Source organism: Serratia sp. CY83965 (assembly GCF_052166375.1).
Lineage (GTDB): Bacteria > Pseudomonadota > Gammaproteobacteria > Enterobacterales > Enterobacteriaceae > Serratia > Serratia marcescens.
Window position 1 is genome coordinate 191,264 of sequence record NZ_JBJNOV010000019.1, and the last position, 25,227, is coordinate 216,490.

Annotated in this window: 22 protein-coding genes and 2 tRNA genes; 8 read left to right on the plus strand and 16 right to left on the minus strand. The window is 60.8% G+C overall.

Features of this window, described 5'->3' with window-relative positions; all coding sequences use genetic code 11:
- Positions 1-5: 5 nt before the first annotated feature.
- From yhjD to ACJ8PL_RS24355, 3 genes are all read left to right on the plus strand, one after another.
- Positions 6-1,025, plus strand: coding sequence for an inner membrane protein YhjD (gene yhjD, locus ACJ8PL_RS24345; RefSeq protein ID WP_016930462.1), 1,020 nt, complete (start codon positions 6-8; stop codon positions 1,023-1,025).
- A gap of 329 nt (positions 1,026-1,354) precedes the next feature.
- Positions 1,355-2,677 (plus strand): MFS transporter, encoded by a 1,323-nt coding sequence (locus ACJ8PL_RS24350; protein ID WP_016930463.1) that lies wholly within the window; start codon positions 1,355-1,357, stop codon positions 2,675-2,677.
- Positions 2,678-2,778: 101 nt separating this feature from the next.
- The gene (locus ACJ8PL_RS24355) at positions 2,779-3,546 is read left to right on the plus strand and encodes a CDP-diacylglycerol diphosphatase (RefSeq protein WP_116404213.1); all 768 of its coding nucleotides are present in this window, start codon (positions 2,779-2,781) and stop codon (positions 3,544-3,546) included.
- Here ACJ8PL_RS24355 and ACJ8PL_RS24360 read toward each other — a convergent pair whose 3' ends face one another.
- Together ACJ8PL_RS24360 and pdeH are read right to left on the minus strand one after the other, a co-directional pair.
- Positions 3,547-5,586: an AsmA family protein gene (locus tag ACJ8PL_RS24360; protein WP_123867988.1), complete on the minus strand. Its 2,040-nt coding sequence runs from the start codon at positions 5,584-5,586 to the stop codon at positions 3,547-3,549. It lies immediately after the preceding gene.
- 91 nt (positions 5,587-5,677) lie between these two features.
- Positions 5,678-6,469 (minus strand): cyclic-guanylate-specific phosphodiesterase, encoded by a 792-nt coding sequence (gene pdeH / locus ACJ8PL_RS24365; protein ID WP_016930466.1) that lies wholly within the window; start codon positions 6,467-6,469, stop codon positions 5,678-5,680.
- A gap of 238 nt (positions 6,470-6,707) precedes the next feature.
- On the opposite strand from pdeH, the gene ACJ8PL_RS24370 reads away from it, so the two are divergent.
- Together ACJ8PL_RS24370 and ACJ8PL_RS24375 are read left to right on the plus strand one after the other, a co-directional pair.
- A complete protein-coding gene (locus ACJ8PL_RS24370) occupies positions 6,708-7,640 on the plus strand; it encodes a sugar kinase (protein WP_442531440.1) in 933 nt (310 codons plus the stop codon).
- 243 nt (positions 7,641-7,883) lie between these two features.
- Entirely contained in the window at positions 7,884-8,585 is a 702-nt protein-coding gene (locus tag ACJ8PL_RS24375) for a LuxR family transcriptional regulator (RefSeq protein WP_261460443.1), read from the plus strand.
- A gap of 47 nt (positions 8,586-8,632) precedes the next feature.
- On the opposite strand, the gene ilvC is transcribed toward ACJ8PL_RS24375, so the two are convergent.
- Positions 8,633-10,108: a ketol-acid reductoisomerase gene (gene ilvC / locus ACJ8PL_RS24380; RefSeq protein WP_016930469.1), complete on the minus strand. Its 1,476-nt coding sequence runs from the start codon at positions 10,106-10,108 to the stop codon at positions 8,633-8,635.
- 168 nt (positions 10,109-10,276) lie between these two features.
- On the opposite strand from ilvC, the gene ilvY reads away from it, so the two are divergent.
- Complete coding sequence (gene ilvY, locus ACJ8PL_RS24385) at positions 10,277-11,167, plus strand: HTH-type transcriptional activator IlvY (protein WP_004929971.1); 891 nt, start codon at positions 10,277-10,279, stop codon at positions 11,165-11,167.
- A 9-nt stretch (positions 11,168-11,176) separates the two neighbouring features.
- On the opposite strand, the gene ACJ8PL_RS24390 is transcribed toward ilvY, so the two are convergent.
- The 10 genes from ACJ8PL_RS24390 to ACJ8PL_RS24435 all read right to left on the minus strand — a co-directional run bounded on the left by ACJ8PL_RS24390 (position 11,177) and on the right by ACJ8PL_RS24435 (position 21,550).
- Positions 11,177-11,878, minus strand: coding sequence for a DUF2461 domain-containing protein (locus ACJ8PL_RS24390; protein WP_016930470.1), 702 nt, complete (start codon positions 11,876-11,878; stop codon positions 11,177-11,179).
- Between the two features lie 21 nt (positions 11,879-11,899).
- Entirely contained in the window at positions 11,900-12,478 is a 579-nt protein-coding gene (locus ACJ8PL_RS24395; protein WP_016930471.1) for a hypothetical protein, read from the minus strand.
- Positions 12,478-13,473, minus strand: a complete 996-nt coding sequence (locus tag ACJ8PL_RS24400) for a hypothetical protein (RefSeq protein WP_016930472.1) — start codon at positions 13,471-13,473, stop codon at positions 12,478-12,480. The genes ACJ8PL_RS24395 and ACJ8PL_RS24400 overlap by 1 nt, the downstream gene beginning before the upstream one ends.
- A gap of 112 nt (positions 13,474-13,585) precedes the next feature.
- Positions 13,586-15,130 carry a threonine ammonia-lyase, biosynthetic gene (gene ilvA, locus ACJ8PL_RS24405; protein WP_016930473.1) on the minus strand — a complete coding sequence of 515 codons (1,545 nt, stop codon included), beginning with the start codon at positions 15,128-15,130 and terminating at the stop codon, positions 13,586-13,588.
- A 5-nt stretch (positions 15,131-15,135) separates the two neighbouring features.
- The gene (gene ilvD, locus ACJ8PL_RS24410; RefSeq protein ID WP_442531441.1) at positions 15,136-16,986 is read right to left on the minus strand and encodes a dihydroxy-acid dehydratase; all 1,851 of its coding nucleotides are present in this window, start codon (positions 16,984-16,986) and stop codon (positions 15,136-15,138) included.
- A 106-nt stretch (positions 16,987-17,092) separates the two neighbouring features.
- Positions 17,093-18,019: a branched-chain amino acid transaminase gene (locus ACJ8PL_RS24415; RefSeq protein WP_016930475.1), complete on the minus strand. Its 927-nt coding sequence runs from the start codon at positions 18,017-18,019 to the stop codon at positions 17,093-17,095.
- 23 nt (positions 18,020-18,042) lie between these two features.
- A complete protein-coding gene (ilvM, locus tag ACJ8PL_RS24420) occupies positions 18,043-18,300 on the minus strand; it encodes an acetolactate synthase 2 small subunit (RefSeq protein WP_004929955.1) in 258 nt (85 codons plus the stop codon).
- A complete protein-coding gene (gene ilvG, locus ACJ8PL_RS24425) occupies positions 18,297-19,943 on the minus strand; it encodes an acetolactate synthase 2 catalytic subunit (protein ID WP_261106780.1) in 1,647 nt (548 codons plus the stop codon). The genes ilvM and ilvG overlap by 4 nt, the downstream gene beginning before the upstream one ends.
- Positions 19,944-20,085: 142 nt before the next feature.
- A complete protein-coding gene (gene ilvL, locus ACJ8PL_RS24430) occupies positions 20,086-20,184 on the minus strand; it encodes an ilv operon leader peptide (protein WP_013814970.1) in 99 nt (32 codons plus the stop codon).
- Positions 20,185-20,317: 133 nt separating this feature from the next.
- A complete protein-coding gene (locus ACJ8PL_RS24435) occupies positions 20,318-21,550 on the minus strand; it encodes an MFS transporter (protein WP_261106782.1) in 1,233 nt (410 codons plus the stop codon).
- A 341-nt stretch (positions 21,551-21,891) separates the two neighbouring features.
- On the opposite strand from ACJ8PL_RS24435, the gene ACJ8PL_RS24440 reads away from it, so the two are divergent.
- Positions 21,892-23,415, plus strand: coding sequence for a YifB family Mg chelatase-like AAA ATPase (locus ACJ8PL_RS24440; RefSeq protein ID WP_442531442.1), 1,524 nt, complete (start codon positions 21,892-21,894; stop codon positions 23,413-23,415).
- 27 nt (positions 23,416-23,442) lie between these two features.
- Here the strand turns inward: ACJ8PL_RS24440 and ACJ8PL_RS24445 are convergent, their stop codons facing one another.
- The gene (locus tag ACJ8PL_RS24445; RefSeq protein ID WP_004929946.1) at positions 23,443-23,781 is read right to left on the minus strand and encodes a DUF413 domain-containing protein; all 339 of its coding nucleotides are present in this window, start codon (positions 23,779-23,781) and stop codon (positions 23,443-23,445) included.
- A gap of 119 nt (positions 23,782-23,900) precedes the next feature.
- On the opposite strand from ACJ8PL_RS24445, the gene hdfR reads away from it, so the two are divergent.
- Complete coding sequence (gene hdfR / locus ACJ8PL_RS24450) at positions 23,901-24,728, plus strand: HTH-type transcriptional regulator HdfR (RefSeq protein WP_028128092.1); 828 nt, start codon at positions 23,901-23,903, stop codon at positions 24,726-24,728.
- A gap of 269 nt (positions 24,729-24,997) precedes the next feature.
- Here hdfR and ACJ8PL_RS24455 read toward each other — a convergent pair.
- Both ACJ8PL_RS24455 and ACJ8PL_RS24460 read right to left on the minus strand, forming a co-directional pair.
- Positions 24,998-25,073, minus strand: a tRNA-Trp gene (locus ACJ8PL_RS24455).
- A 51-nt stretch (positions 25,074-25,124) separates the two neighbouring features.
- Positions 25,125-25,201 (minus strand) — tRNA-Asp (locus ACJ8PL_RS24460).
- Between the last annotated feature and the right edge of the window lie 26 nt (positions 25,202-25,227).

Below are 25,227 nucleotides of genomic sequence, written 5' to 3' on the forward strand. Positions count from 1 at the left end.
AAGTAATGCCTACAGGACCAGACCAGGAACGCCGCCAGCCCACACAAGACACGCCGCCGAAGCCGCTTATCGCCATCAAGACCGGCCATGAGACGCTCGACCGCCGCATCAGCGGTTTTTCACGTCTGATTGAACGCATCAAAGCCTGGCCGAGCGTGGCGCACCTGCTGCGCGCCGCCGAACGCTTTAACGATCGGCTGGGCAGCCAGTTTGGCGCCGCCATCACCTACTTTTCATTCCTCTCGCTGATCCCGATCCTGATGGTGTCGTTCGCCGCCGCCGGTTTCGTGCTGGCTTCCAACCCGGATCTGCTGGCCCGCTTGATCAACCGGATCGTCGGCAGCATCAGCGATCCGACGTTGGCCAGCACGCTGAAGAATACCGTCAACACCGCCATTCAGCAGCGCACCACCGTGGGATTGACCGGTCTGGCGCTGGCGCTCTATTCGGGCATCAGTTGGATGGGCAACCTGCGCGAGGCGATCCGCGCGCAGTCACGCGATGTCTGGGAGCGCAATCCGCAGGATCAGGAGAAAATCTATTTCAAGTACACCCGCGACTTCATCTCGCTGACCGGCCTGGTGGTCGCGCTCATTATTACGCTGTCGCTGACCTCGGTCGCCGGGTCGGCGCAGGCGGCGATCGTCAACGCGTTGGGGCTGGATGGCATCGAATGGCTGCGGCCGGCGCTGACGCTGATCGCGCTGTCGATCTCGATCTTCGCCAACTATCTGCTGTTCCTGTGGATTTTCTGGATGCTGCCGCGCCACAAACCGAAGAAAAAAGCGCTGCTGCGCGGTACCTTGCTCGCGGCTATCGGCTTTGAGGTGATCAAGTTCGTGATGACGATGACGCTGCCGCAGGTGGCGAAGTCGCCTTCCGGCGCGGCCTTCGGCTCGGTGATCGGGCTGATGGCGTTCTTCTACTTCTTCGCCCGTTTGACGCTGTTTTGTGCCGCCTGGATCGCTACCGCCGACTACCAAGGCGACAAAGCCTTGCCGGAACGCGAGCCGCCGGCCCCCTGAAGCCATGCAATCGTGCCGGTGTTATCGCACACGCCGGCACTTTCCTCTGGTTAATAAGCAAAAACCCAGTCAATCCCTCTAAATCATGCGGCATGACATTCGGAAAACCAGCATAACAAACTACCCATTCACTTTTCTTTCCCGTTTTTACAGCCATTCCCTCTGTATGAAACCCATTTCTCAACGTTTAACGCTACAGAAAAGAAGCCCGGTAAAACATTAGTCTTTTTAACCGGTTAGCGGCGGCGTTGCCCAAAGTTACAGCGTTGAAAAGGCGGAATGCTGTCACTAAGATGGATTTTTACCCCCTCCAACAATAAGAAATAGATATGCAAGCCACCATCGCACCCCCACTCGACGCCGACGACGCGTCTACACCGGTGAATTCCCGCGGGAAAGTCATCGTCGCCTCGCTGGTCGGCACCGCCATCGAGTTCTTCGACTTCTACATCTACGCCACCGCCGCGGTGATCGTGTTCCCACACATCTTCTTCCCGCAGGGCGACCCGACCACCGCGACGCTGCAGTCGCTGGCCACCTTCGCCGTCGCCTTTGTCGCGCGCCCTATCGGCTCTGCGCTGTTCGGCCACTTCGGCGATCGCGTCGGGCGCAAGGTCACGCTGGTCGCCTCGCTGCTGACCATGGGGATTTCCACCGTGCTGATCGGCCTGCTGCCGAGCTATGAAACCATCGGCATCTTCGCCCCTATCCTGCTGGCGCTGGCGCGCTTTGGCCAGGGCCTGGGGCTGGGCGGCGAATGGGGCGGCGCAGCCCTGCTGGCGACGGAGAACGCGCCGGCCAAAAAGCGCGCGCTGTACGGTTCTTTCCCCCAGTTGGGGGCGCCTATCGGTTTCTTCTTCGCCAACGGCACCTTCCTGCTGCTCTCATGGCTGCTGAGCGACCAGCAATTTATGGAATGGGGCTGGCGCGTGCCGTTCATCCTCTCCGCGGCGCTGGTGCTGATTGGCCTGTATGTGCGGGTATCGCTGCATGAAACGCCGGTGTTCGCCAAAGCGGCCAAGGCCGGCAAACAGGTGAAAGTGCCGCTCGGCACGCTGCTGAGCAAACATCTGAAAGCCACCATCCTCGGCACCTTCATCATGCTGGCGACCTACACGCTGTTTTATCTGATGACGGTGTATTCGATGACCTACGGCACCGCGCCGCAGCCGTTGGGCCTCGGTTACTCCCGCAACAGCTTCCTGTGGATGCTGATGGTGGCGGTGATTGGTTTCGGCGTGATGGTGCCGATCGCCGGTCTGCTGGCGGACGCGTTCGGCCGCCGCAAGACCATGATCGCCATTACCCTGCTGATGATCGGCTTCGCGTTCCTGTTCCCGACCCTGCTGGGTTCCGGCAACCAGGCGCTGGTGATGGGCTTCCTGCTGTGCGGCCTGAGCATCATGGGGCTGACCTTTGGCCCGATGGGTGCGCTGCTGCCGGAGCTGTTCCCTACCGAAGTGCGCTATACCGGCGCGTCATTCTCCTACAACGTCGCGTCGATCCTCGGCGCGTCCGTGGCGCCTTATATCGCCACCTGGCTGGCGGCCCACTACGGGCTGTTCTACGTCGGCATGTACCTGGCGGCGATGGCCGGGCTGACGCTGCTGGCGCTGCTGCTGATGAAAGAAACCCGCCACCAGTCGCTGTGATCCTCTGCGGCCCCCTCACTGCGGGGGGCCGCACGCGTTGTTCGTTTCCTGTCATAAAACCGGGCTATGCTGAATGTTTCTCTCGGTAACAGGATCGGCCGATGTCTTTGCGTCGTGGGGTATTTGTCTGCGTGGCGCTGCTGGCGGCTCTCGCCATCGCGCTCTATTACGGGTTGAAGCCTGACCATCCCGATGCGCTATGGCGCATCGTCAGCCAGCAATGTCTGCCCAATCAGCAAGCGCATGACAACCCGGCGCCCTGCGCGCAGGTGGATGTGCCGGCCGGTTTCGTGGTGTTTAAAGATCGCAACGGGCCGTTGCAATACCTGCTGATGCCCAGCGCCAAAATCACCGGTATCGAAAGCCCGGCGCTGCTGGATGCCGCCACGCCGAATTTCTTCGCCCAGGCTTGGCGCGCGCGCCACGTGATGGCGGAGCGTTATGGCAAACCCATCGACGACAGCGATATTTCACTGGCGATCAACTCGGAATATGGCCGCACGCAAAACCAGCTGCACATTCATATCTCCTGCCTGTCGCCGGCGATAAAACAGCGGCTGGCGCAGATTGGCCCCGATTTCATCGAGCAATGGCAACCGCTGCCCGGCGGCCTGTTGGGGCATGACTATCTGGGGCGGCGGGTGACCCCCGCCGAACTGGAACAACAGGGCGCCTTCCGCCTGCTGGCCTCCGGCCTGCCGCGCGCCGACGGGCGCATGGGCAGCTTCGGCCTGGCGATGACCGCGCTGCCGGACGGCGATTTCCTGCTGCTGGCGACCGAACGCAGCCTGCTGCCGTTTACCCTGGCCTCGGCGGAAGAGATCCAGGATCACGACTGCCGGCTGCTCACGCCGCCGCCGCGCACCTGATTATTTTTTGCCTTTCATCTCCCGCAGGATCTGCCCGCACGGGTTCTCCTCGCCGCCCTCACTGGGCGAGACCAGCGCCAGCAGCGCCGCCGCCGGTGTCAGCACCGCCCCCAACGCCACCGCCGCCGCGCCGCGCGCGATCAGCGGCCCGGCTTTGACCCCGGCGTCGGGATGCTTGAAGGTCCCTTTCACGTACAGCGGCGAGCGCAGGGTCAGCACGCGCATCCCCTTGCTTTCCGGATCGATGGACAAATCCAGCCGTTCGGTGGCGAGGTTGGTGTTGCCGGTGATGTTGATCACCGCGTTCTCGGTGTCGAACACGAACAGCCGCGGCGCGGCGACGCCGCTGCGGATGCCGACGTCCGCCGCCGCGCAGTTGATGCCCACCACGTCGTCACCGAACAGCTGCGCCACCAGATAGTTGCCGACGTTCAGACCGAGGATCTCCATCAGGCTACGGCTGATCACCCCGTTATTGATCAACAGGCGCAGGTCGCCGTTGCTGGTCGCCAGCAGTTCGGCCACCGAATTGCCGCTGCCCGTCAGTCTGGCGTCGCCGTTCATCTGCCCGAGGCTGCGCTTCATCGCCGCCACGTTCGGCAACAGCTGTTTGAGCTGGAGTTTGCGCGCGTGCATATCTACCTGACCGCGCATCGGCTTTTTGCCGCCGTCGAGGCGCACGACGGCGCTCAGGCTGCCGCCCGCCATCCCGAAGCGCAGCGGATCCAGGCGCAGTTCGCCATTGTTCAGTTTCAGGTGCGTGGCCAGATCGCTCAGCGGCAAATCGCTGCCGCGTTCAATGCGCGCGGCGGCAAACTTCACGTCCGCATCCATCTTGCGCCAGCTTTGCGTATCGAACTGTTCGACCGGCAGCACCTTATCCGCCGGCTGGCGGCTCTTCTCGCCTCGCCCGGCTTTGGCGGCGTTGGAGTCCGCGCCGATCAGCGGCGCCAGATCCGCCAACCTCAGCTGCCGGGAGCTCACCGCGCCGCTCAGCGTGGGCCGCGGTTTACCGGCGACGTACTTCAAGCTGCCGTGAATGTCGCTGTCGCCGATTTTGCCGTCAAATTTCTGATACTCGAACACGGCGCCGCCCGGCTGATGCAGACGAGCCATCAGATGGCCATCGGTCGCATACGGCGGCGTGTTCGGCAACAGCACGCCGGTCAGGCCATAGAGGTTGCCCAGGCTGTCGCCGGAAAATTTCAGCTGCACGTCCAGGCCGCCGAGATTCAGCGGATCGGACAAGGTGCCCGCCACCGCCACCCGGGTGCTGCCGGAACGCACGTCGGCCTGCAGCGGGAACGGCAGATCGGCGCTCTGCAGCGACAGCATGCCGCCGATCTTGCCGCTGCCGCTCAGCGGTTCGCCGTTATATTTGCCTTTCACCTGCCAGCCGAAAACATAATCGGGTGTAGCGCTCTTGCCGCCGCTCTGTTTGCCGGTCACTTCACTGAACGGCAGCGGTTTGCCGAGCGGATCGATAACGGCGCGGAAATCCGCCTTTAGCGTGGCGTCTTTAAAGGCGATCTGTCCCTTGTCGAACACGATATCGTGAACGGTGAACGACCAGTCGGAAGGCGGCTGCTTGGGATCCTGGCCGCCGGCCAGGTCAAACGTCCAGTTGTTGTCGCCGTTGGCCAGGCGTTGCAACGACGCATTCGGCCGCTTCAGCCAGATGCGCGGGATCAGCAGCTCTTTACCCAGCAGCGCCAGCGGTGCGATGCTGGCGTCGATGCGCTGCAGCGTCACCATGCTGTCGCCGGGCATGTTTTTCGGATTACCCAGCCACACGTCTTCGGCATGAATATGCGGCCAGGGCACCCAGGCGCGCCAGCCGCCCTCATCCGGATTACGTGACCAGTCGACGCCCAGATCGCCGCGGATGGCGAACGGCCGCCGCAGTTCGGCCGACACTTTGTCGTTGATGGTGGGCTTGAGTCGATTCCAGTCGAAGGTAGCGATGAAGATCGCCAGTGCGGCGATCGCCAGCAGCACAATGCCGCCCAGCCAGCTGAAAACCTTTCCTGTTCTTGTCATAGCGGCTCCCTCAGCGCATAAGCCAGGCTGCCGAATAAAAGGAAAAGGAATTAGCAGCCCCGTTTAAGCCTAGCTGAGGATAGGCCGGAGTTCACGCCGGCGCGCCGGGCGCGGCAAACAACGTCGGCACGCTGTGCAGCGTTTCAAAGCACGCCGGACGGGAAAGGTAGTAGCCCTGTGCGGCCAACGCGCCGGAGCGCTGCACCAGGCGCCACTCCTGCTCGGTTTCCACCCCCTCGACGATCACCCCGTCGCTGTGCTGGTTCATCATCTTGATCAGGGTGCCGAGCAGCTGCACCCCCTCTTCCGACTGTTTGAGCAAGGTGAACAATTCGCGCGCCACCTTGATGTATTGATACCGCCAGGCACCGACGGCGGAGAAGTTGGCCAGCCCGCTGCCGAAATCGTCCAGCCACAGCCGCTCGCCGCCGACAATCTGCTGCAGCGGGCGGTTTGATGCCGTTGCGGCGTGCTCCACCAGCTCGAAGCGCAGATAGGGCATCTCGGCGATCTGCCGTTGCAACGCGCGATGACGCTGCAATGCTTGCAGCGCGATGCCGTCGATATTGACCGATACCATCACCGCGTGGCGGATGAACAACGCCTGCCAGCGCTGCAACAGCGCCAGCTGTTCCTGAACCACCCGCAAACGCTGGGCGACGCCGAGCGAGGCAAAATACTGTTCCGGGGATTGCCGCTTGTCCGGCTCATTCGGGTGATGCACCGCCGTCAGCAGTTCCACCGCCAACAGCGCGCCGCTGGTGCGATAAATCGGCTGGAAGGTATACAAGCGCCGGCATTGCCGCCAGTAGCGCCGCGATTTGGCGCAGGCATAGAGGGCAAAACAGGGCGCCAGCAGACCCGAGATCAGATTGGTTATCATCGGTACTATCGCCGTGGCGGGGAAGTGAGAGCGCTGCCGCTGTTTCTTTACCCAACTTATCGGCCACGCCACGTAAAACTTTAAGCACGAATTGCCGCACGCTTTCCTCTTCACCCTGTCGGCGTTGGCCGATCGCGATCATAAAAAATTAAAACACCGTTTTAATTTATTGACTCCCTTACCGCCTTGCGTGGAGACTGGTGGCTGTTGCTTCTTCTTTAGCCAGGGCTTATTGACGATGACTATCCGAAACCTCGCCGTGATCGGCGAATGCATGATCGAGCTGTCACAGCAGGGCGCACAGCTGACGCGCGGCTTTGGCGGCGATACCCTCAACACCGCCGTCTACCTCGCCCGCCAAATGCCGAAACAGACGTTGCAGGTGCATTACGTCACCGCGCTCGGCACCGACAGCTTCAGCGGCGAGATGCTGCAGGCCTGGCGGCAGGAGAAGATCGAGACCGGGTTGATTCAGCAGTTCGACAACAAGCTGCCGGGCCTGTACGTGATCGAAACCGACGCCGCCGGCGAACGCACTTTCTACTATTGGCGCAATGACGCCGCCGCCCGCTATTGGCTTGCTGGACCGCAGGCCGACGCACTGTGCGCGCGGCTGGCGCAGTTCGATTACCTGTACCTCAGCGGCATTAGCCTGGCGATCCTCGCGCCTGCCGACCGCACGAAGCTGCTGACGTTGCTGCGCCGCTGTCGCGCCAACGGCGGCCAGGTGATCTTCGACAACAACTACCGCCCGCGTCTGTGGCCAAGCCGTAAGGAAACGCAGCAGGCCTACCGCGAGGTGCTGTCCTGCACCGACATCGCCTTTTTGACGCTGGATGACGAAGAATTGCTGTGGGGAGCGCAGCCGGTTGAACAGATAGTGACGCGCACGCAGGCGCTCGGCGTCGGCGAGATCGTTATCAAACGCGGCGCGGATGCCTGTCTGGTGTTCAATGTGGAGGGGGAGCGGCTTGAGGTGCCGGCGATCGCACTGCCGCCGGAGCGCGTGGTGGATACCACTGCGGCGGGCGACTCTTTCAGCGCCGGCTACCTGGCGGTGCGCCTGAACGGCGGCGGCGCCCGGCAGGCGGCGCAGCGCGGCCACCAGCTTGCTGCGACGGTGATCCAACATCGCGGCGCCATCATTCCCGCAGCGGCGATGCCCGCATAATCAATAAGGCGGCAGCGAAGTCGCCCCGCCGCCCACGCAATGGATCCCAGAAGCATTGATCGGAGGATGATTGAAAGAATTTCCCTGGCGTTGGCTTATTTCCGCCCAGAGCTGCTAAGCTCGGGTCTTGGCATTGCCGTCTTTTTGAATTTATTAGCCGAGTATAAATTTCAATCCGCCGCACTGACTAGCTGGACTTTGGTGCAGGTCGGGCTGAGCCGCCGAACGACAGGGAGGTTACCGATGGCCGTCACATTCGCCAACGCCGTCGCCGCAAGACTGCATCTTGATGGCCGGCTACAGGCCTTCAGCCAATTCAAATACGCTTACTTGACCTTCAATAAACACCATCCCGACCGCCATCTGCTGGTATCGAGCTATCCGCAAGAATGGCTGGACATCTACAGTGCCAATCGCTATCAGCACATCGATCCCGTCGTGCGCGCCGCCCATAACCGCTGTGCGCCCTTTATGTGGCACGACACCGCCCTCACCACCGAGGATCGGCATTACCGGAAGATCTTCAGCCAGGCGCGGGAGTACGACATCGTGCACGGTTGCAGCTTTGTTTTGCACGATCACGACAACAATCTGGCGATCTTGTCGATCAGCGCGACGGCGGCCGATGACGCCGAACTGCGGCAGCTAATGGAGGAAGAAAAGGCCAGCCTGCAGATGGTCTTGGTCGATACCCACCAGCACGCGCTTGCGTTGGCCAGCGCCGAGGCGAGCCGAAAGGATCGGCTCTCGCCGCGCGAAGGGGAAATTCTCTATTGGGCCAGCCAGGGCAAAACCTATAATGAGATCGCGCTGATCCTGGGGATCAAAACCGGCACGGTGAAGTTTCACATCGGCAATGCGGTGCGGAAGCTGGGGGTCGCCAACGCCAAACACGCGATCCGGCGCGGCCTTGAACGGCAACTGATCGCGCCGCCTCAGGCATAAAAAAGCCGGCATTGCAGCCGGCTTTTTGTTTTTTATCTTGCGGAAAATCAGCCCGCAACGGCGATACGTTTCATGTCGGTCATGTAGCCGCGCAGTTTGCGGCCGACGGTTTCGATTGGATGGCTGCGCACCGCTTCGTTCACGTCGCGCAGCTGCGCGTTGTCCACCGCCGTACCCGCCACGGCTTTGCCCAAATCGCCCGCCTGCAGGGTGGTCATGAAGTCCTTCAGCAACGGCACCGCCGCGTTGGCGAACAGGTAGTTGCCGTACTCCGCGGTATCGGAGATGACCACGTTCATTTCATACAGACGCTTACGCGCAATGGTGTTGGCGATCAACGGCAGCTCGTGCAGCGACTCGTAGTAAGCCGATTCTTCGATGATGCCGGCATCGACCATGGTTTCGAACGCCAGCTCAACGCCCGCTTTCACCATCGCCACCATCAGCACGCCGTGATCGAAGTACTCTTGCTCGCTGATTTTGCCTTCAAACTGCGGCGCATTCTCGAACGCGGTTTTGCCGGTCTCTTCGCGCCAGGTCAGCAGTTTCACGTCGTCTTCCGCCCAGTCGGCCATCATGCCGCTGGAGAAAGCGCCGGAGATGATGTCGTCCATGTGCTTCTGGAACAGCGGCGCCATGATGGTTTTCAGCTGTTCGGACAGCGCATAGGCGCGCAGCTTGGCCGGGTTGGACAGGCGATCCATCATCAGCGTGATGCCGCCCTGCTTCAGCGCTTCGGTGATGGTTTCCCAGCCGAACTGAATCAGTTTCTCGGCGTAAGCCGGATCGGCGCCTTCAGCAACCAGCTTGTCGAAGCACAGCAGAGAACCCGCCTGCAGCATGCCGCACAGAATGGTCTGCTCGCCCATCAGGTCAGATTTCACTTCAGCGACGAAGGAGGATTCCAGCACGCCGGCGCGGTGGCCACCGGTCGCCGCCGCCCAGGCCTTGGCGATCGCCATGCCTTCGCCTTTCGGATCGTTTTCCGGGTGAACCGCAATCAGGGTCGGCACGCCGAAGCCGCGCTTGTACTCTTCGCGCACTTCGGTGCCCGGGCACTTCGGCGCGACCATCACCACGGTGAGGTCTTTGCGCACCTGCTCGCCCACTTCAACGATGTTGAAGCCGTGGGAGTAACCCAGCGCCGCGCCGTCTTTCATCAGCGGCTGCACCGCACGCACCACGGAAGAGTGCTGCTTGTCCGGGGTCAGGTTAACCACCAGATCCGCCTGCGGGATCAAATCTTCGTAGGTGCCGACCTTAAAGCCGTTTTCGGTCGCCTTGCGCCAGGAAGCGCGCTTCTCGTCAATCGCTTCTTTGCGCAGGGCATAGGCGACATCCAGACCGGAATCGCGCATGTTCAGCCCCTGGTTCAGCCCCTGGGCGCCACAGCCGACAATCACCACTTTTTTACCTTTCAGGTAGCCGGCTTCGTCAGCAAATTCGTCGCGCGCCATAAAGCGGCATTTACCCAATTGCGCCAACTGCTGACGCAGGTTCAATGTGTTGAAATAGTTAGCCATGGTGGTACTCCGGTTTGATGTTGTCTTGCATTGTTATTTTCATTCCCCGCCCTGTCTGTGCGGAGATTCGTTAAACTCAATGTATAACAGGAAATGCGTTGCTTAAATTGATATATTGAGAACGTGACATTGCAATTTTTGCAACACTCTCACTGCGAGCGTATCGATATGGATTTACGTGATTTAAAGCTGTTCCTGCATCTGGCCGAAAGCCATCACTTCGGGCGCACCGCCAAGGCGATGCACGTCAGCCCGTCGACGCTCTCCCGCCAGATCCAGCGGCTGGAAGAGATCCTCGGGCAGCCGCTGTTCCTGCGCGATAACCGCACCGTGCAGCTCACCGACGCCGGTGAACAGCTGAAAGAATTCGCCCAACAGACGTTGCTGCAGTATCAGCAGCTGAAACACTCGCTCGGCCAGCACGGCCCTTCGCTGAGCGGCGAACTGCGGCTGTTCTGCTCGGTGACCGCGGCGTACAGCCACCTGCCGCCGATCCTCGATCGCTTCCGTGCGCAGCACCCGCTGGTAGAGATCAAGCTGACCACCGGCGATGCCGCCGACGCGGTCGACAAGGTGCAATCCAACGAGGCCGATCTCGGCATCGCCGGCCGGCCGGAAACGCTGCCCGCCAGCGTGGCGTTCACCAAAATCGGCGAAATTCCGCTGGTGCTGATCGCGCCGGCGCTGCCCTGCGCGGTGCGCAGCCAGGCGTTCGCCGACAAGCCCGACTGGGCCGAGATCCCGTTCATCTTGCCGGAGCACGGCCCTTCGCGAAAACGTATCGAACTGTGGTTCCGCCGCCACCGCATCAGCAATCCGCTGATTTACGCTACCGTCGGCGGCCACGAGGCCATCGTGTCGATGGTGGCCCTGGGCTGCGGCATCGCGCTGATCCCAAGCGTGGTGGTGGACAACAGCCCGGAGCCGGTGCGCAACCGCATCTCGCAGCTGGATAACATCTCGATGGTCGAACCCTTCGAACTGGGGGTCTGCGTTCAGAAAAAGCGCCTCAGCGATCCGTTGATCGACGCCTTTTGGCGGTTGCTGCATCCCCGCTGACGCGGGGTTTCAAAGGTCTGCCGGATCGATCTGCTTCATCGCCTCTACCTGCATCAGCCAGTGGTAGAGCGGCTCAAGCTGCAAAAACGCCCCGGCCAGCAGCGGCGCCAGATCGGCGTTGAACAGCTTTTCCACTTCGCTGTCCGTCACCATCACCGCAAACGACTTGCGGTTGTACCAGGTGGCGATCTCCGCCGCCTGCTCCTTCACCAGCGGGCGCTTGTAGCTTTCGCCCACCAGCTCGAACGGCGGCCGGCAGCAGGCGGCCACCTCCAGGAAAGGCTGCGGCCGTTGTTTCAGCGTATGGCGGAACAGATCCATGGTCGGCTTGTTGGCGCTGTAGTAGCCGAGCCCATAGCGCAGCATGTCCGGCCCCAGTTCGAAAAAGTAGACCGGCGCATCTTTCCAGTCTTTACTCGGGCGCTTGAACGTCAGCCACATGCGGCTGCGGTAGCGCGACTTGTCGTGAGAAAACCGCGTATCGCGATGAATGCGCGACAGCGTTTTGCCGATCGCCGGGCGAGTCTCAAACTGCGGATCGATCGCCAGCATGCCGGGAGCCAACTGCTCCACCAGCGCGCGAAACGGCGCCAGCAGCTCGCGATCGTAGATGTCGCGGTTGCCGTCGAACCACGCCTTATCGTTCTCGATCCGCACCTGCTGCAGGAAATTCAGGCCCTGCTGGCTAAAGCCGGAGAAAGGTTGCGTCATAAGTTTTTCCGTTCTGACGGTTTATCGGGTGTTGCGCAGATCTTCCCTCTGCCAACGGCGTTTGATAAACACGCGCCGACGCGTGCGGAAATAAGCGACATACAGGTAGAACGCCGCCCGGTTGCTGAACAGCGCCCCGCCAACCGCACCCCCCAGCAGCAGGGCGCCGGTGGCGATGCCGGTCATGCCCGCCGCCCACGCCGCCGCGGCGCCGAGGCAACACAGACCGAGCATGCCAAGGTAATATTGCAGCAATACCACCCCGCTGTTTTTACCCTGCACCAGTTGGAACAGGATCAGCGTCATCCACACCGCCACGATCGCGCCGCTGCCCATTAGAACGGCGGCAGAAGTCTTGCCGCTCCAGGCGGCCGCCACGTCCGTGGCCAGGCCCATCACGCCCGCCAGCCCCAGCGTCAGGCATACCATCAGCAACATGACATTGCCGACGCCCGGCGGTGACAGCCGCTGGCCCGGCGTCAGGAAATGCTGCTCAAGCTGCGCATCCACGCCGGCGAAAAGCGCACGATCGCGCGCCGCGATTTGGCTTTCCATCTCCCGGCCCTGCACGATCAGGCGTTTAATCATCCAATCCGCCATTACCTCACCATCTGCGGCAATTTCTGCATAATGCCCACAAAATACTGCCCGGTGGTTTTCACATTCACCGGCGCAGACAGGGTGCCGCTGATGCCGCTGCCCACGAACGTCAATGAGTTATTGAGCGCCGAATGCAGTTGCTGACGCAGCCCGTTTTGGATCGCTTCCGTCGGATAGCGCTTCGGGTATAAGCCGTTCTTCACCATCTCTTTCAAGACGTTATTGGAAATCCCCGGGTTTTCCGCCCGAATGATGTTTTCGGTCAGCCGCTTCCTTTCGCTGCGGGGCATGCTTTTCAGCCATTCCGTCGCCTTGCGCGCCGAAATGCGGCGCATGGCGCGGTAGGTCATCGTCGCTTCCTTCAGGGCGGCCCCCGCGCTGGCCAGCGAGATCACATCGAGTACGGTGCTGGTGGCGATATACCACTGCTCAGAGTCGAGCTGAGCCAATTCATCGCCTTTTCCGTCATAAAGCTTGTTGACGCGGTATAGCCCATTGCCGCACTGCAGCGCGCTGGCGGCCATGCCGGCATAGCCCAGATAAGCCACCGCTGAGCTGGTGCCGCCGGTAAACGGCACGGCGACGCTGCCCGACGCCAGTAAAAATACCGATACCAGCAGCGTTCCGCACGACAGCGCGGCCGAGGCCAACTCTTTGCTGACGCTGGGTTTGCTCAACGCTTCCGACAGCGTATTGGTCGCGGCAACGCGCGAGGTATGAGCCACCGTTTTGCTGATGACCACGTGGGTGACCTGCGAAGCGTTCGAATAACCGGTGTGCTGCGTCGGGCGGACTAAAAATGAGTTTTGCCCGTCGGAAAAAATAATTCCCACGCCATGAAAAGCGAGGCTGCAGTCCAGCGAGTCCTGCAAGGCTTGCAGATTAATATCGCGATAGAACTCTTGTACCCCGGCATTGCCCAACAAGCGGGCAAATTCGGCGTTGGTCAAATCGTCTTCGGGAGAACCGAACGGCGTAGAAAAAGCGGTTTTCATTGTCGTGCATCCCTATACGTCAGAAGTCTTGGCAGTATAAAAATGCACGACAAAATCACAACCATGCAACCTATAAACTGACTAACGCGTCACGGTTGCTTATCAATCCGGCTCACCCCTGCAAAAAGAAGCGGAACGCCGGGTTGTCGGTTTCGTCGTGGCAATCGTAGCCCAGCGCCTGCAGGTGCCGCTCGAATTCCGGCTCGCTTTGCGCCAGTTCAAAGGCCGCCAGCACCCGGCCGAAGTCGGTGCCGTGGCTGCGATAGTGGAACAACGAGATGTTCCAGTGCGTGCCCAGCGTTTGCAGGAACTTCAGCAGTGCGCCCGGCGACTCCGGAAACTCAAAGCTGTACAGCCGTTCGCGCAGCGGCTTCGACGGACGCCCGCCCACCATGTAGCGCACGTGCAGCTTGGCCATCTCATCGTCCGACAGATCCACCACCTGATAACCGCCGGCGTTGAGTTCGTCGATGATCTCCCGTCGTTCGGCGTGGCCGCGCGTCAGACGCACGCCGACGAAAATGCAGGCGTTGTCGGCATCGGCGTAGCGGTAGTTGAATTCGGTCACCGAGCGCCCGCCCAGCAGTTGGCAGAACTTGAGGAAGCTGCCCTGTTGTTCCGGAATGGTCACCGCCAGCAGCGCTTCGCGTTGTTCGCCCAGTTCGCAGCGCTCGGAAACGTAGCGCAGCCCGTGGAAGTTGAGGTTGGCGCCGGACAGCACGTGCGCCAGACGCTCGCCCTGAATGTTGTGCTGCTGGACGTACTTTTTCAGCCCCGCCAGCGCCAGCGCGCCGGAAGGTTCGGCGATGGCGCGCACGTCCTCGAACAGATCTTTGACCGCCGCGCAGATGGCGTCGCTGTCCACGGTGATCACGTCGTCCAGATACTCACGGCACAGGCGGAAGGTTTCGTCGCCGATGCGCTTCACCGCCACGCCTTCGGCGAACAGCCCGACGCGCGCCAGATCCACCGGATGGCCGGCATCCAGCGCCGCGCGCAGGCAGGCGGAGTCTTCCGCTTCGACGCCGATCACTTTGATCTGCGGCATCAGCTGTTTGATCAGCACCGCCACCCCGGCGGCCAGGCCGCCGCCGCCGACCGGCACGAAAACCCGATCCAGATGCGCGTCTTGCTGCAGCAGCTCCATCGCCAGCGTGCCCTGCCCGGCGATCACCGTCGGGTGATCGAACGGCGGCACAAAGGTCATGCCCTGCTGCTGGGAAAGCTCGATCGCCTTCGCTTTGGCCTCGTCGAAATTGGCACCGTGCAGCAACACTTCACCGCCGAAGCCGCGCACCGCATCCACCTTGATGTCAGCGGTGGAGACCGGCATCACGATCAGCGTTTTGATGCCCAGCCGTTTACCGGAGAAGGCGACGCCCTGCGCGTGGTTGCCGGCCGAAGCCGTCACGACGCCGCGCGCCTTCTGCTCTTCGTCCAGCCCGGCGATCATCGCATAGGCCCCGCGCAGCTTGAAGCTGTGCACCGGCTGGCGATCTTCGCGCTTCACCAAAATGGTGTTGCCGAGGCGCGAAGAGATTTTGCTCATGGCCTGCAACGGGGTGACCTGCGCCACCTCGTAAACCGGCGAGCGCAGTACCGCTCGCAGATATTCCGCGCCGCAGGGGGCGCTGGGTAGGGGTTGAGAGACCGCCATGCTGCTTATCCCCCCAGTTTGCTCTTGTCGCGCACCGCGCCTTTGTCGGCGCTGGTGGCCAACGAGGCGTAGGCGCGCAGCGCGAAGGATACCTGACGTTCACGGTTTTTCGGCGTCCAGGCCGCGTCGCCGCGCGCCAGTTCCGCCTCATGCCGCGCCGCCAGCTCCTGCTCGCTGACGTCCAGCTGGATGCCGCGATGAGGAATGTCGATTGCGATCATGTCACCGTCCTGCACCAGGGCGATCAGGCCGCCGCTGGCCGCTTCCGGCGAAGCGTGGCCGATGGACAACCCGGAGGTGCCGCCGGAGAAACGCCCGTCGGTGATCAGCGCGCACGCCTTGCCCAGCCCCATCGATTTCAGGTAAGTGGTTGGATAAAGCATTTCCTGCATGCCCGGGCCGCCTTTCGGCCCTTCGTAACGGATAACGACCACGTCGCCCGCCACCACTTTGCCGCCGAGGATGGCGTCTACCGCCTCATCCTGGCTTTCATAGACTTTGGCCGGGCCGCGGAAGGTGAGGATTTCTTTATCTACGCCGGCGGTTTTGACGATGCAGCCGTTTTCCGCCAGGTTGCCGTACAGCACCGCCAATCCGCCGTCCTGACTGTAGGCGTGCTCACGGGTGCGGATGCAGCCTTCCTTGCGGTCGGTGTCCAGCGAATCCCAACGGCAGTCCTGAGAGAATGCCTGCGTGGTGCGGATACCGGCCGGCCCGGCGGAGTACATTTTCTTGACGCTTTCGTCGCGGGTCAGCATCACGTCGTAGGCTTCCAGCGTCTGCGGCAGGGTCAGCCCCAGCACATTGTTCACTTCGCGGTTCAGCAAGCAGGCGCGATCCAGCTCGCCGAGGATGCCGATCACGCCACCGGCGCGGTGCACGTCTTCCATGTGATATTTCTGCGTGCTCGGCGCCACCTTGCACAGGTGCGGCACTTTGCGCGACAGGCGATCGATGTCCTCCATGGTGAAGTCCACCTCGCCTTCCTGCGCCGAAGCCAGCAGGTGCAGCACGGTGTTGGTCGAGCCGCCCATGGCGATGTCCAGCGTCATGGCGTTTTCAAATGCCGCCTTGTTGGCGATATTGCGCGGCAGCGCGCTCTCGTCGTCCTGCTCGTAATAGCGTTTGGTCAGCTCGACGATGCGCTTGCCGGCGTTGAGGAACAGTTCCTTGCGATCGGCGTGGGTGGCCAGCAGCGAACCGTTGCCCGGCTGCGACAGGCCCAGCGCTTCGGTCAGGCAGTTCATTGAGTTGGCGGTGAACATGCCGGAGCAAGAGCCGCAGGTCGGGCAGGCGGAACGCTCGATCTGCTCGCTGTCGGCGTCGCTGACGTTCGGGTTCGCGCCCTGGATCATCGCGTCCACCAGATCCAGCTTGATGATCTGGTTGGAGAGTTTGGTCTTGCCGGCTTCCATCGGACCGCCGGAGACGAAGATCACCGGAATATTCAGGCGCAACGCCGCCATCAGCATGCCCGGGGTGATCTTGTCACAGTTGGAGATGCACACCATCGCATCGGCGCAGTGGGCGTTCACCATGTATTCGACCGAGTCGGCGATCAGTTCGCGCGACGGCAGGGAATAGAGCATGCCGCCGTGGCCCATGGCGATGCCGTCATCCACCGCAATGGTGTTGAACTCTTTGGCCACGCCGCCGGAGGCTTCGATCTGTTCGGCGACCAGTTTGCCCAGATCGCGCAGATGCACATGGCCAGGCACGAACTGGGTAAAGGAGTTGACCACGGCGATGATTGGCTTGCCGAAATCGGCGTCGGTCATCCCGGTCGCGCGCCACAATGCGCGGGCACCCGCCATATTGCGGCCGTGGGTGGTGGTGGCGGAACGGTACTTAGGCATGCTCTTTTCACTCCAAATGTATTTATGACAGGCGGCGAACGAACCGCCTGGATATTCTTATCTTGTCTGTCTTGTCGTCCGCCACGCTGCGCGGCGAACCTTATCGTTACGGATTGACCGGATCCAGCCAACCGTATTTGTCTTCGGTCTTGCCGCTGAACAGGCCGAAGAACGCCTGTTGGATCTGTTTGGTCACCGGGCCGCATTTGCCGATGCCGACCTGAATGCCGTCCACGCTGCGCACCGGCGTGATCTCCGCCGCGGTGCCGGACATGAACACTTCGTCGGCCAGGTACAGCGATTCGCGCGACAGCACCTGCTCGCGCACCTCGAAGCCCATGTCTTTCGCCAGCTTGATGATCGCGTCGCGGGTAATGCCCGGCAGCGCCGAAGAGGTGAATGGCGGGGTATAGAGCACGCCGTCTTTCACTTCAAACAGGTTTTCGCCCGCCCCTTCGGAAATGTAACCGTGCACGTCGAGCGCAATGCCTTCCTGATAGCCGTGGCGACGCGCTTCACTGCCCACCAGCAGGGAGGAAAGATAATTGCCGCCGGCCTTGGCCGCAGTGGGGATCGTGTTTGGTGCGACGCGGTGCCAGGAGGAGACCATCGCATCGATGCCTTGATCCAGCGCTTCTTCACCCAGGTAAGCGCCCCAAGGAAACGCCGCGATAATCACGTCCGTTTTATAACCGGCCGGCGGGTTGACGCCCATGCCGACATCGCCGACGAACACCAGCGGGCGAATGTACGCGCTGACCAGGTTGTTCTTGCGCAGCGTAGCGCGGCAGGCTTCCATCAGCTCGTCGACGCTTTGCGACACCGGCATGCGATAGATTTTCGCCGAATCGTGCAGGCGCTGCATATGCTCGCGATGACGGAATACCACCGGCCCCAAGTGCGAGTCGTAGCAGCGCACCCCTTCAAACACCGACGTGCCGTAATGCAACGCGTGCGACATCACGTGCACTTTGGCCTCGGCCCAAGGAACCATCTCACCATTGAACCAAATGTAATCGGCTTTCTTTGTCATTGTTATTTATCCTTCTCGGCGCCTCAGGCGCGTATTTGTTGTGATGTTGGCTGCTGGATCTCGACGCAGGAGACGTCCATCAGTTTGCTTAATTGAGATGACAACAGGGCGACCGGGCGCGGGCTGGCAACGGTCAATTCGATATTGATGCTGTCGGCGTTGGCCGGGGAAACCATATTCATAGCACAAACCTGAAAGCCGCGATGACGCACGACCCGCAATACGCGCTCTAACATTTCGGGGCGAAAACGCGCCTGGATCGAGAGTTGATGCTGCATCATGATATTTCCTCCAACATGGTTTCGTTACCGGCGCCCGGCGGCACCAGCGGCCAGACGTTTTCGAGTTCGTCGATAGAGACCTGCAGCAGATAAGGGCCTTCGGTGTTGAACAGCGCCTCGAGCGCGCCCTCCACCTGATCCTTGCGGCTGATGCGCTGGCCGGGAATGCCGAAGGCGGCGGCCAGCATCAGGAAGTCGGGGTTATCGGACAGGTTGGTTTCGCTGTAGCGGCCGTCGAAGAACAGCTGCTGCCATTGGCGCACCATCCCGAGACGCTGGTTGTCCAGCAGCACGATCTTCAGCGGCAGCTGTTTGCGCTTGATGGTGCCCAGTTCCTGCACGTTCATCATGAAGGAACCATCGCCCGAGACGCAGATCACCGTATCTTGCGGGCGGGCAATTTGGGCCCCTACCGCCGCCGGCACGCCGAACCCCATAGTGCCGAGGCCGCTGGAGGTGATGAAATTCTCCGGGCGCTCGAACGTCATGTGCTGCGCGCTCCACATCTGGTGCTGGCCGACGTCGGTGGTCACCACGCTGTTGGCCGGCTTGCGGGCGGACAGCTGGCGCAAGAACAGCGGCGCGTAGATCGGCTGGCCGGGGTGATCGTAGCGGCAGGCGTGCTCGGCTTTCAGCGCCGTCACCTGCTGCTGCCAGGCGGCGATGTTCAGCGGGCGCTGCAACGCCGGCAGCAACGTTTTCAAATCGCCCTGCAGGGCCACATGCGCCTGGCGCAGCTTGCTCATTTCCGCCGGGTCGATATCCATGTGGATCACTTTGGCGTGCGGCGCGAAGGCGTTCAGTTTGCCGGTCACGCGGTCATCGAAACGCGCGCCGACGGCGATCAGCAAATCGCACTCCTGCACCGCCAGGTTAGCGGCCTTGGTTCCGTGCATGCCCAGCATGCCGAGGTACAGCGGATCTTGCGCATCCGGCGCGCCCAGCCCCTTCAGGGTGGCGACGTTCGGCATGCGGGTCACGGCGATGAACTCGCGCAGCGCCGGCACCGCCTGCGCCATGCCCACGCCGCCGCCGACGTACAGCATCGGTTTATGCGTTTGCGCCAACAGCTCAGCCGCCTCGGCCAACGCCGCCGCCGGGAACGCCGGCGCTTCGTCGACCGGCATCAGATGCGGGTGCAAGTCGCCCTGCGCCAGCTGGATGTCTTTCGGGATATCGATCAGCACCGGACCGGGACGGCCGCCGGCGGCGATGGCGAACGCTTCCGCCATGATGCCCGGCAAGGCGTCCAGCGACTCCACCAGGAAGCTGTGCTTGGTGCAGGCCAGAGACAGGCCGAGAACATCGATCTCCTGAAAGGCATCGGTGCCGATCAGCGCGGAACCCACCTGACCGGTGATGGCGACAACGGGAACAGAATCGAGCAGCGCATCAGCCAGGCCGGTGATCAGGTTGGTGGCGCCGGGGCCGGAAGTGGCGATGCAAACGCCGACTTTGCCGGTGGCGCGGGCGTAGCCGATGGCGGCCATGGCGGCGCCCTGTTCATGGCGGCACAGCAGGTGTTCCACGCCGCCGTCATACAACGCATCGTACACCGGCATGATTGCCCCGCCCGGATAGCCGAATACGGTATCCACCCCCTGCGCACGCAACGCTTGAACTACCCACTGAGCGCCATTCATGGTTATTTCCCCGCCTTACTTCGACAACTGCAGGATTTTGTTCTGTTTTTCATGTTCTGCCCCTTGCTCCACTTTTCTCTTGCCAATAAAAAACCCCCGGACCTGACGGTGCGGGGGTTCTCTTGCGATTCCGGCTTGTTTGCTAAGCCTTTCTTCGTCCAAGTGCAGCCCCGCACGGTGGGATAATAATCACCACCACGCTAATCACGACTAGGCTAATCACTTGGGCAAAGGCTTTCATAATGGGTTTGTTCACTGTGCTCATTCAGAACTAATGCTTACAGAGGTATCATAGTCGCGCGCTGCATGACAACACTTTTTTTGCGTTATTATTCGGCGCAATCTGGTCATACCTCACGCGAATCGCCCATCTTTCACACGTTGGCGCGCATACCCGGATTTTCTACCGCGTCGGTGATCGCCTTGCCGCGCGTATCCTTGCCGAAGAACACCAACAGGGCGATCGCCACCGCCACCGTACCGGCGACGATCGCCATCGCCAGGCCGTAATTATGCCCATGATGCTCGGCGATGGTGGCTTGCAGCGTGGCGTTGACCGAAGCGATCAGGTTACCCAGTTGGTACACAAACCCCGGCAGCACCGCGCGGGTATTGGCCGGCACCAACTCGGTCAGGTAGGTCGGCACCACGCCCCAGGCGCCCTGCACCATGAACTGCATCAGGAAAGCGCCGATCCCCAACATCAGCGAACCGCTGGAAAACGCCCACAGCGGGATCACCGGCAGCGCCAGCAGCGCGGCAATGATGATCGCTTTTTTGCGGCCGATCTTTTCCGACAACGAACCGAAGAAAACACCGCCGATAATTGACGCGATATTGTAGCTAATGGCGATGATACTGACGGTTTTAGGGTCGAAACCGTGCTGAACTTTCAGAAACACCGGATACAGATCCTGCGTGCCGTGGGAGAAGAAATTGAACGCCGCCATCAGCAGCACCAGATAGCAGCATAGCTTCCAGTGGCTCTTCAACACCGGCAATAAAGCCGTGCTTTCTTTGCGCTCACGCGCCGCCAGCCACACCGGCGACTCCCGCACGCAATAATAAATAAACGGCAGCAGCAGGATCGGCGCCGCGCCGATGACGAACATGCCGCGCCAGCCGACCGTTTCGAACAGCAGGCCGTACACCACCGCCGCCAGCAGATAACCGAACGGATAGCCGGCCTGGAAAATGCCCGACATCAGGCCGCGTGAGCGGTCCGGTATGGTTTCCATCGCCAACGACGACGCCACGCCCCAGATGCCGCCCATCGCGACACCGTACAACACCCGCAACAGCAAGAAGACCGTCAGCGAGGGCGCGGCGGCGGAGAGCAGCTCAAACACCGAGAAAAAGACGATATTCAACATCAGGATCGGTTTGCGGCCATACTTTTCCGCCGCACGCCCGAAGATCAGCGCGCCAATCGGGCGCACCGCCAGCGTGAGCAGAATCGCCAACGTGACCTGTTCCAGACCGACGTGAAAGGATTGCGCGATGTCGCTGAGTAAGAATACCAGCACGAAAAAATCGAAAGCGTCGAGCGTCCAGCTTGAAAAGCTGGCGATTGCCGCGTTGCGTTGCAGCGGGGTCCAACCAAACATAGTGTTATCCCTACCGTAGAGTACGAAGTCAGGAGGTTTAGCGGCTGCCGGGCAGAATGCGGCGGCGGTCGGAGCTTGTTAAAGAAGTGATTTTTCTTTTAATCAATTGTTAAATACACCCGTTAACCCTATGATTGCAATGCGTATGGGCCGCTAATGTGTTGCAGCCTTCAGCGAATTGTTAATGGGTATTGCCGCAGGTTGCGAGGCGGCTCGCACAATCTCATTTACTTCGATGAAAATGAGCAATTACGCTGCGAAACCCATAGAAAAACCACCAATAACGCCGCGCAATGCCAGGATGAACCTCGCATCATGTCGTCCTCAGCAAGGAGAGCGATATGTCACTGGCGTTAATCTATAGCCGCGCCATCATCGGCGTTCAGGCCCCTTCCGTAACGGTGGAGGTGCATATCAGCAATGGCCTGCCCGGCCTGACGCTGGTCGGCCTGCCGGAAACCACGGTAAAAGAGGCGCGCGATCGGGTGCGCAGCGCCCTGATCAACAGCGGTTTCACCTTTCCCGCCCGGCGCATCACCGTCAATTTGGCGCCCGCCGATCTGCCGAAAGAAGGCGGGCGTTACGATCTGCCGATAGCGCTGGCGATCCTCGCCGCCTCCGAGCAATTGCCCCTCGCGCCGTTGGCGCGCTACGAGTTTCTTGGCGAGCTCGCGCTGTCTGGCTCACTGCGCGCGGTCAGGGGAGCGATCCCGGCGGCACTGGCGGCGGCTGATGCCGGGCGGCAACTGATCCTCTCGACGGACAACGCCGCCGAAGTCGGCCTGATCGCGCAGTCGCGCTCCCATACCGCCCAACACCTGCTGGAAGTCTGCGCTTTTCTGCTCGGCCAAGGCGAACTGCCGGTGGCGACCACGCCCCCCGATGCGGACAACACGTGCGAAAACGCCGACCTGCGCGACATCATCGGCCAGGAACAGGCCAAGCGGGCATTAGAGATCGCCGCCGCCGGCGGGCATAACCTGCTGTTGATTGGGCCACCGGGCACCAGTAAAACCATGCTGGCCAGCCGTCTCACGGGCTTGCTGCCGCCGCTGACGGAGGCTGAGGCGCTGGAAAGCCTGGCGATCGCCAGCTTGCAGCATCACATTCCCGCCGCGCCACCATGGCGCCAGAGGCCGTTTCGCGCGCCGCACCACAGCGCCTCGATGGCGGCATTGGTCGGCGGCGGCTCACTGCCGCGACCGGGCGAGATCTCGATGGCGCATAACGGCGTGCTGTTTCTGGATGAACTGCCGGAATTCGAGCGTAAGGTACTGGATGCGCTGCGTGAGCCGTTGGAATCCGGCGAGATCGTGATTTCGCGTGCCAACGCCAAGGTCTGTTTCCCCGCCAGGGTGCAACTGATCGCGGCAATGAACCCCAGCCCGACAGGGCATTATCAGGGGTTGCACAATCGCGCCTCACCGCAGCAGGTGTTGCGCTATCTGGCCCGGCTGTCAGGGCCTTTTCTCGACCGTTTCGATCTGTCTATCGAAGTGCCGTTGTTGCCGCCGGGTACGCTCAGTCATCGGAAAGCCCATGGAGAAAGCAGCGAACAAGTACGGAAAAGGGTGCAGCAGGCACGCGCCCGGCAGCTCGAACGCGCCGGTAAAGTCAACGCGCTGTTGAGCAACCGTGAAGTGGAACGAGATTGCGTTTTGCAGGCGGCAGACGCCGAGTTTTTGGAAGCGACATTAAACACGCTGGGGTTATCGGTCCGCGCCTGGCAGCGCATCTTGAAAGTGGCGCGCACGCTGGCGGATTTGGCGGGAGATGCTGAGCTCGACAGGCGCCACCTCAGCGAAGCGCTGGGCTATCGCAGTATGGACCGTCTGCTGTTACAACTGCATCGCAGTCTGGAATGAAAATGGGGCCCGCAGGCCCCATCGTCTTTAGTCTTCGCTGTCGCTGTAATCCTCTACTGCGTCAGCCTGCGGTTTACCGCCGGACAGAGTATGGAATTTCTTCGGGCGACGTGTGCGCGCCAGATATTTAGCCCATACTTTTTCCTGCTCGGTAGCCGCTTCGCGCTCACCGCGGCACACTGCGACGAACAGCTGTTCTTCTTCAGTGGCCGGCTGGCGTTTACCCGAGTCCAACTCGTTAAACGCGTAGCCGAAGCGCTCTAGCAATTGCGCCTCTTTAATGGTGAAATCGCCGTGACGGGAGAACCCGCGAGGGTAATGTTTATTATCAAAAAAACGATTGGTCGTGGTGAAGCTATCCGCCATCTGACACGCTCCTAATTCTCTTATGGCCGTGCTGTTTATGGCGCGGAGTATTAGATAGGCTTGACAGCGTGTAAAACAAAACATTTAAATCTTAACGACAAATTTTTTTGGAGATAGGTGTGGATACCGAATTACTGAAAACCTTTTTGGAGGTCAGTAGAACGCGTCACTTTGGCAGAGCCGCAGAATCTTTGTACTTAACGCAGTCCGCGGTCAGTTTCCGCATCCGTCAGCTAGAAAACCAGTTGGGCGCAAATTTATTTACCCGTCATCGCAATAACATCCGCCTGACGCCTGCCGGCGAGCGGCTTCTGCCCTATGCCGAGAGCCTGATGAACACCTGGCAGTTGGCGAAGAAAGAAGTCGTGCGTTCGCTGCAACACACCGAGTTGTCGATCGGCGCTACCGCTTCGTTGTGGGAGGCCTATCTGACTCCCTGGTTGCAAGCACTCTATCAACAACGCGAGGCGCTGCAGCTAGAAGCCAGGGTGGCATTAAGGCACTCTTTGGTAAAACAACTGCATGAAAGGCAGCTCGATTTACTGATCACCACTGAACCGCCGAAGATGGATGAGTTGGCCAGCCAGCAACTGAGCAATTTCTCATTACGCCTGTTCTCATCCGCTTATCGTGACAAACAGGCCCCAATGCCCTACATCAAGCTGGAATGGGGAGCCGACTTCCACCAACAAGAAAACCGCATGTTGGAAGGTGATAACGTACCGGTGCTTACCACCACCTCCGCTCACCTGACGCGTCAGCTGTTGGAAACCACGGGTGGATGCGCTTTCCTGCCCAGCCATTGGGAAAAAGAGTACCCACAGCTGGTGGCCGCCACCGAGATCCCGCCGATTATCCGCCCACTGTATGCCGTCTGGTTGCAAAACAGCGATCAACAACCTTTGATTCGGCAATTACTTAAAATACCTTTAAATACCGCAGCCTAAAGCGCCATGGCGGCCTTAAAAGCCGCCACCGTGGTCTTGGCTGTCTATCATGCCAAAAGCCGCCCATCGCCTTCTGAGAGAAGAAAATGCAAAATGGTAGGAGAATCAGGAGGTCTGCGGGGGTAAAGATCGAAAGGCTATGGAGCAACTCGGATCAGATAAGCATCAGCATAGAGCACCCGATGCGCTCTTTTCCCAAACGATAACGCTCTAAGGATCGGGATAATAGGCAAAAAAAAACCCTTTGCTTTCGCAAAGGGTTCTTAATATGGCAGGGGCGGAGAGACTCGAACTCGCGACACCCGGTTTTGGAGACCGGTGCTCTACCAACTGAGCTACGCCCCTAAATCTCGCTTAACATTATGCCTGCTAATAAAGCAGGCATAATTAAATAAGTGGCGGAACGGACGGGGCTCGAACCCGCGACCCCCTGCGTGACAGGCAGGTATTCTAACCAACTGAACTACCGCTCCACCGATTCTTTTACGTTGCATCTTTC

Bases quoted from the DNA above. Each gene is read 5' to 3' on its own strand.
- yhjD (WP_016930462.1), top strand. From the start codon at position 6: ATGCCTACAGGACCAGACCAGGAACGCCGCCAGCCCACACAAGACACG.
- ACJ8PL_RS24350 (WP_016930463.1), top strand. From the start codon at position 1,355: ATGCAAGCCACCATCGCACCCCCACTCGACGCCGACGACGCGTCTACA.
- ACJ8PL_RS24355 (WP_116404213.1), top strand. From the start codon at position 2,779: ATGTCTTTGCGTCGTGGGGTATTTGTCTGCGTGGCGCTGCTGGCGGCT.
- ACJ8PL_RS24360 (WP_123867988.1), bottom strand. From the start codon at position 5,586: ATGACAAGAACAGGAAAGGTTTTCAGCTGGCTGGGCGGCATTGTGCTG.
- pdeH (WP_016930466.1), bottom strand. From the start codon at position 6,469: ATGATAACCAATCTGATCTCGGGTCTGCTGGCGCCCTGTTTTGCCCTC.
- ACJ8PL_RS24370 (WP_442531440.1), top strand. From the start codon at position 6,708: ATGACTATCCGAAACCTCGCCGTGATCGGCGAATGCATGATCGAGCTG.
- ACJ8PL_RS24375 (WP_261460443.1), top strand. From the start codon at position 7,884: ATGGCCGTCACATTCGCCAACGCCGTCGCCGCAAGACTGCATCTTGAT.
- ilvC (WP_016930469.1), bottom strand. From the start codon at position 10,108: ATGGCTAACTATTTCAACACATTGAACCTGCGTCAGCAGTTGGCGCAA.
- ilvY (WP_004929971.1), top strand. From the start codon at position 10,277: ATGGATTTACGTGATTTAAAGCTGTTCCTGCATCTGGCCGAAAGCCAT.
- ACJ8PL_RS24390 (WP_016930470.1), bottom strand. From the start codon at position 11,878: ATGACGCAACCTTTCTCCGGCTTTAGCCAGCAGGGCCTGAATTTCCTG.
- ACJ8PL_RS24395 (WP_016930471.1), bottom strand. From the start codon at position 12,478: ATGGCGGATTGGATGATTAAACGCCTGATCGTGCAGGGCCGGGAGATG.
- ACJ8PL_RS24400 (WP_016930472.1), bottom strand. From the start codon at position 13,473: ATGAAAACCGCTTTTTCTACGCCGTTCGGTTCTCCCGAAGACGATTTG.
- ilvA (WP_016930473.1), bottom strand. From the start codon at position 15,130: ATGGCGGTCTCTCAACCCCTACCCAGCGCCCCCTGCGGCGCGGAATAT.
- ilvD (WP_442531441.1), bottom strand. From the start codon at position 16,986: ATGCCTAAGTACCGTTCCGCCACCACCACCCACGGCCGCAATATGGCG.
- ACJ8PL_RS24415 (WP_016930475.1), bottom strand. From the start codon at position 18,019: ATGACAAAGAAAGCCGATTACATTTGGTTCAATGGTGAGATGGTTCCT.
- ilvM (WP_004929955.1), bottom strand. From the start codon at position 18,300: ATGATGCAGCATCAACTCTCGATCCAGGCGCGTTTTCGCCCCGAAATG.
- ilvG (WP_261106780.1), bottom strand. From the start codon at position 19,943: ATGAATGGCGCTCAGTGGGTAGTTCAAGCGTTGCGTGCGCAGGGGGTG.
- ilvL (WP_013814970.1), bottom strand. From the start codon at position 20,184: ATGAAAGCCTTTGCCCAAGTGATTAGCCTAGTCGTGATTAGCGTGGTG.
- ACJ8PL_RS24435 (WP_261106782.1), bottom strand. From the start codon at position 21,550: ATGTTTGGTTGGACCCCGCTGCAACGCAACGCGGCAATCGCCAGCTTT.
- ACJ8PL_RS24440 (WP_442531442.1), top strand. From the start codon at position 21,892: ATGTCACTGGCGTTAATCTATAGCCGCGCCATCATCGGCGTTCAGGCC.
- ACJ8PL_RS24445 (WP_004929946.1), bottom strand. From the start codon at position 23,781: ATGGCGGATAGCTTCACCACGACCAATCGTTTTTTTGATAATAAACAT.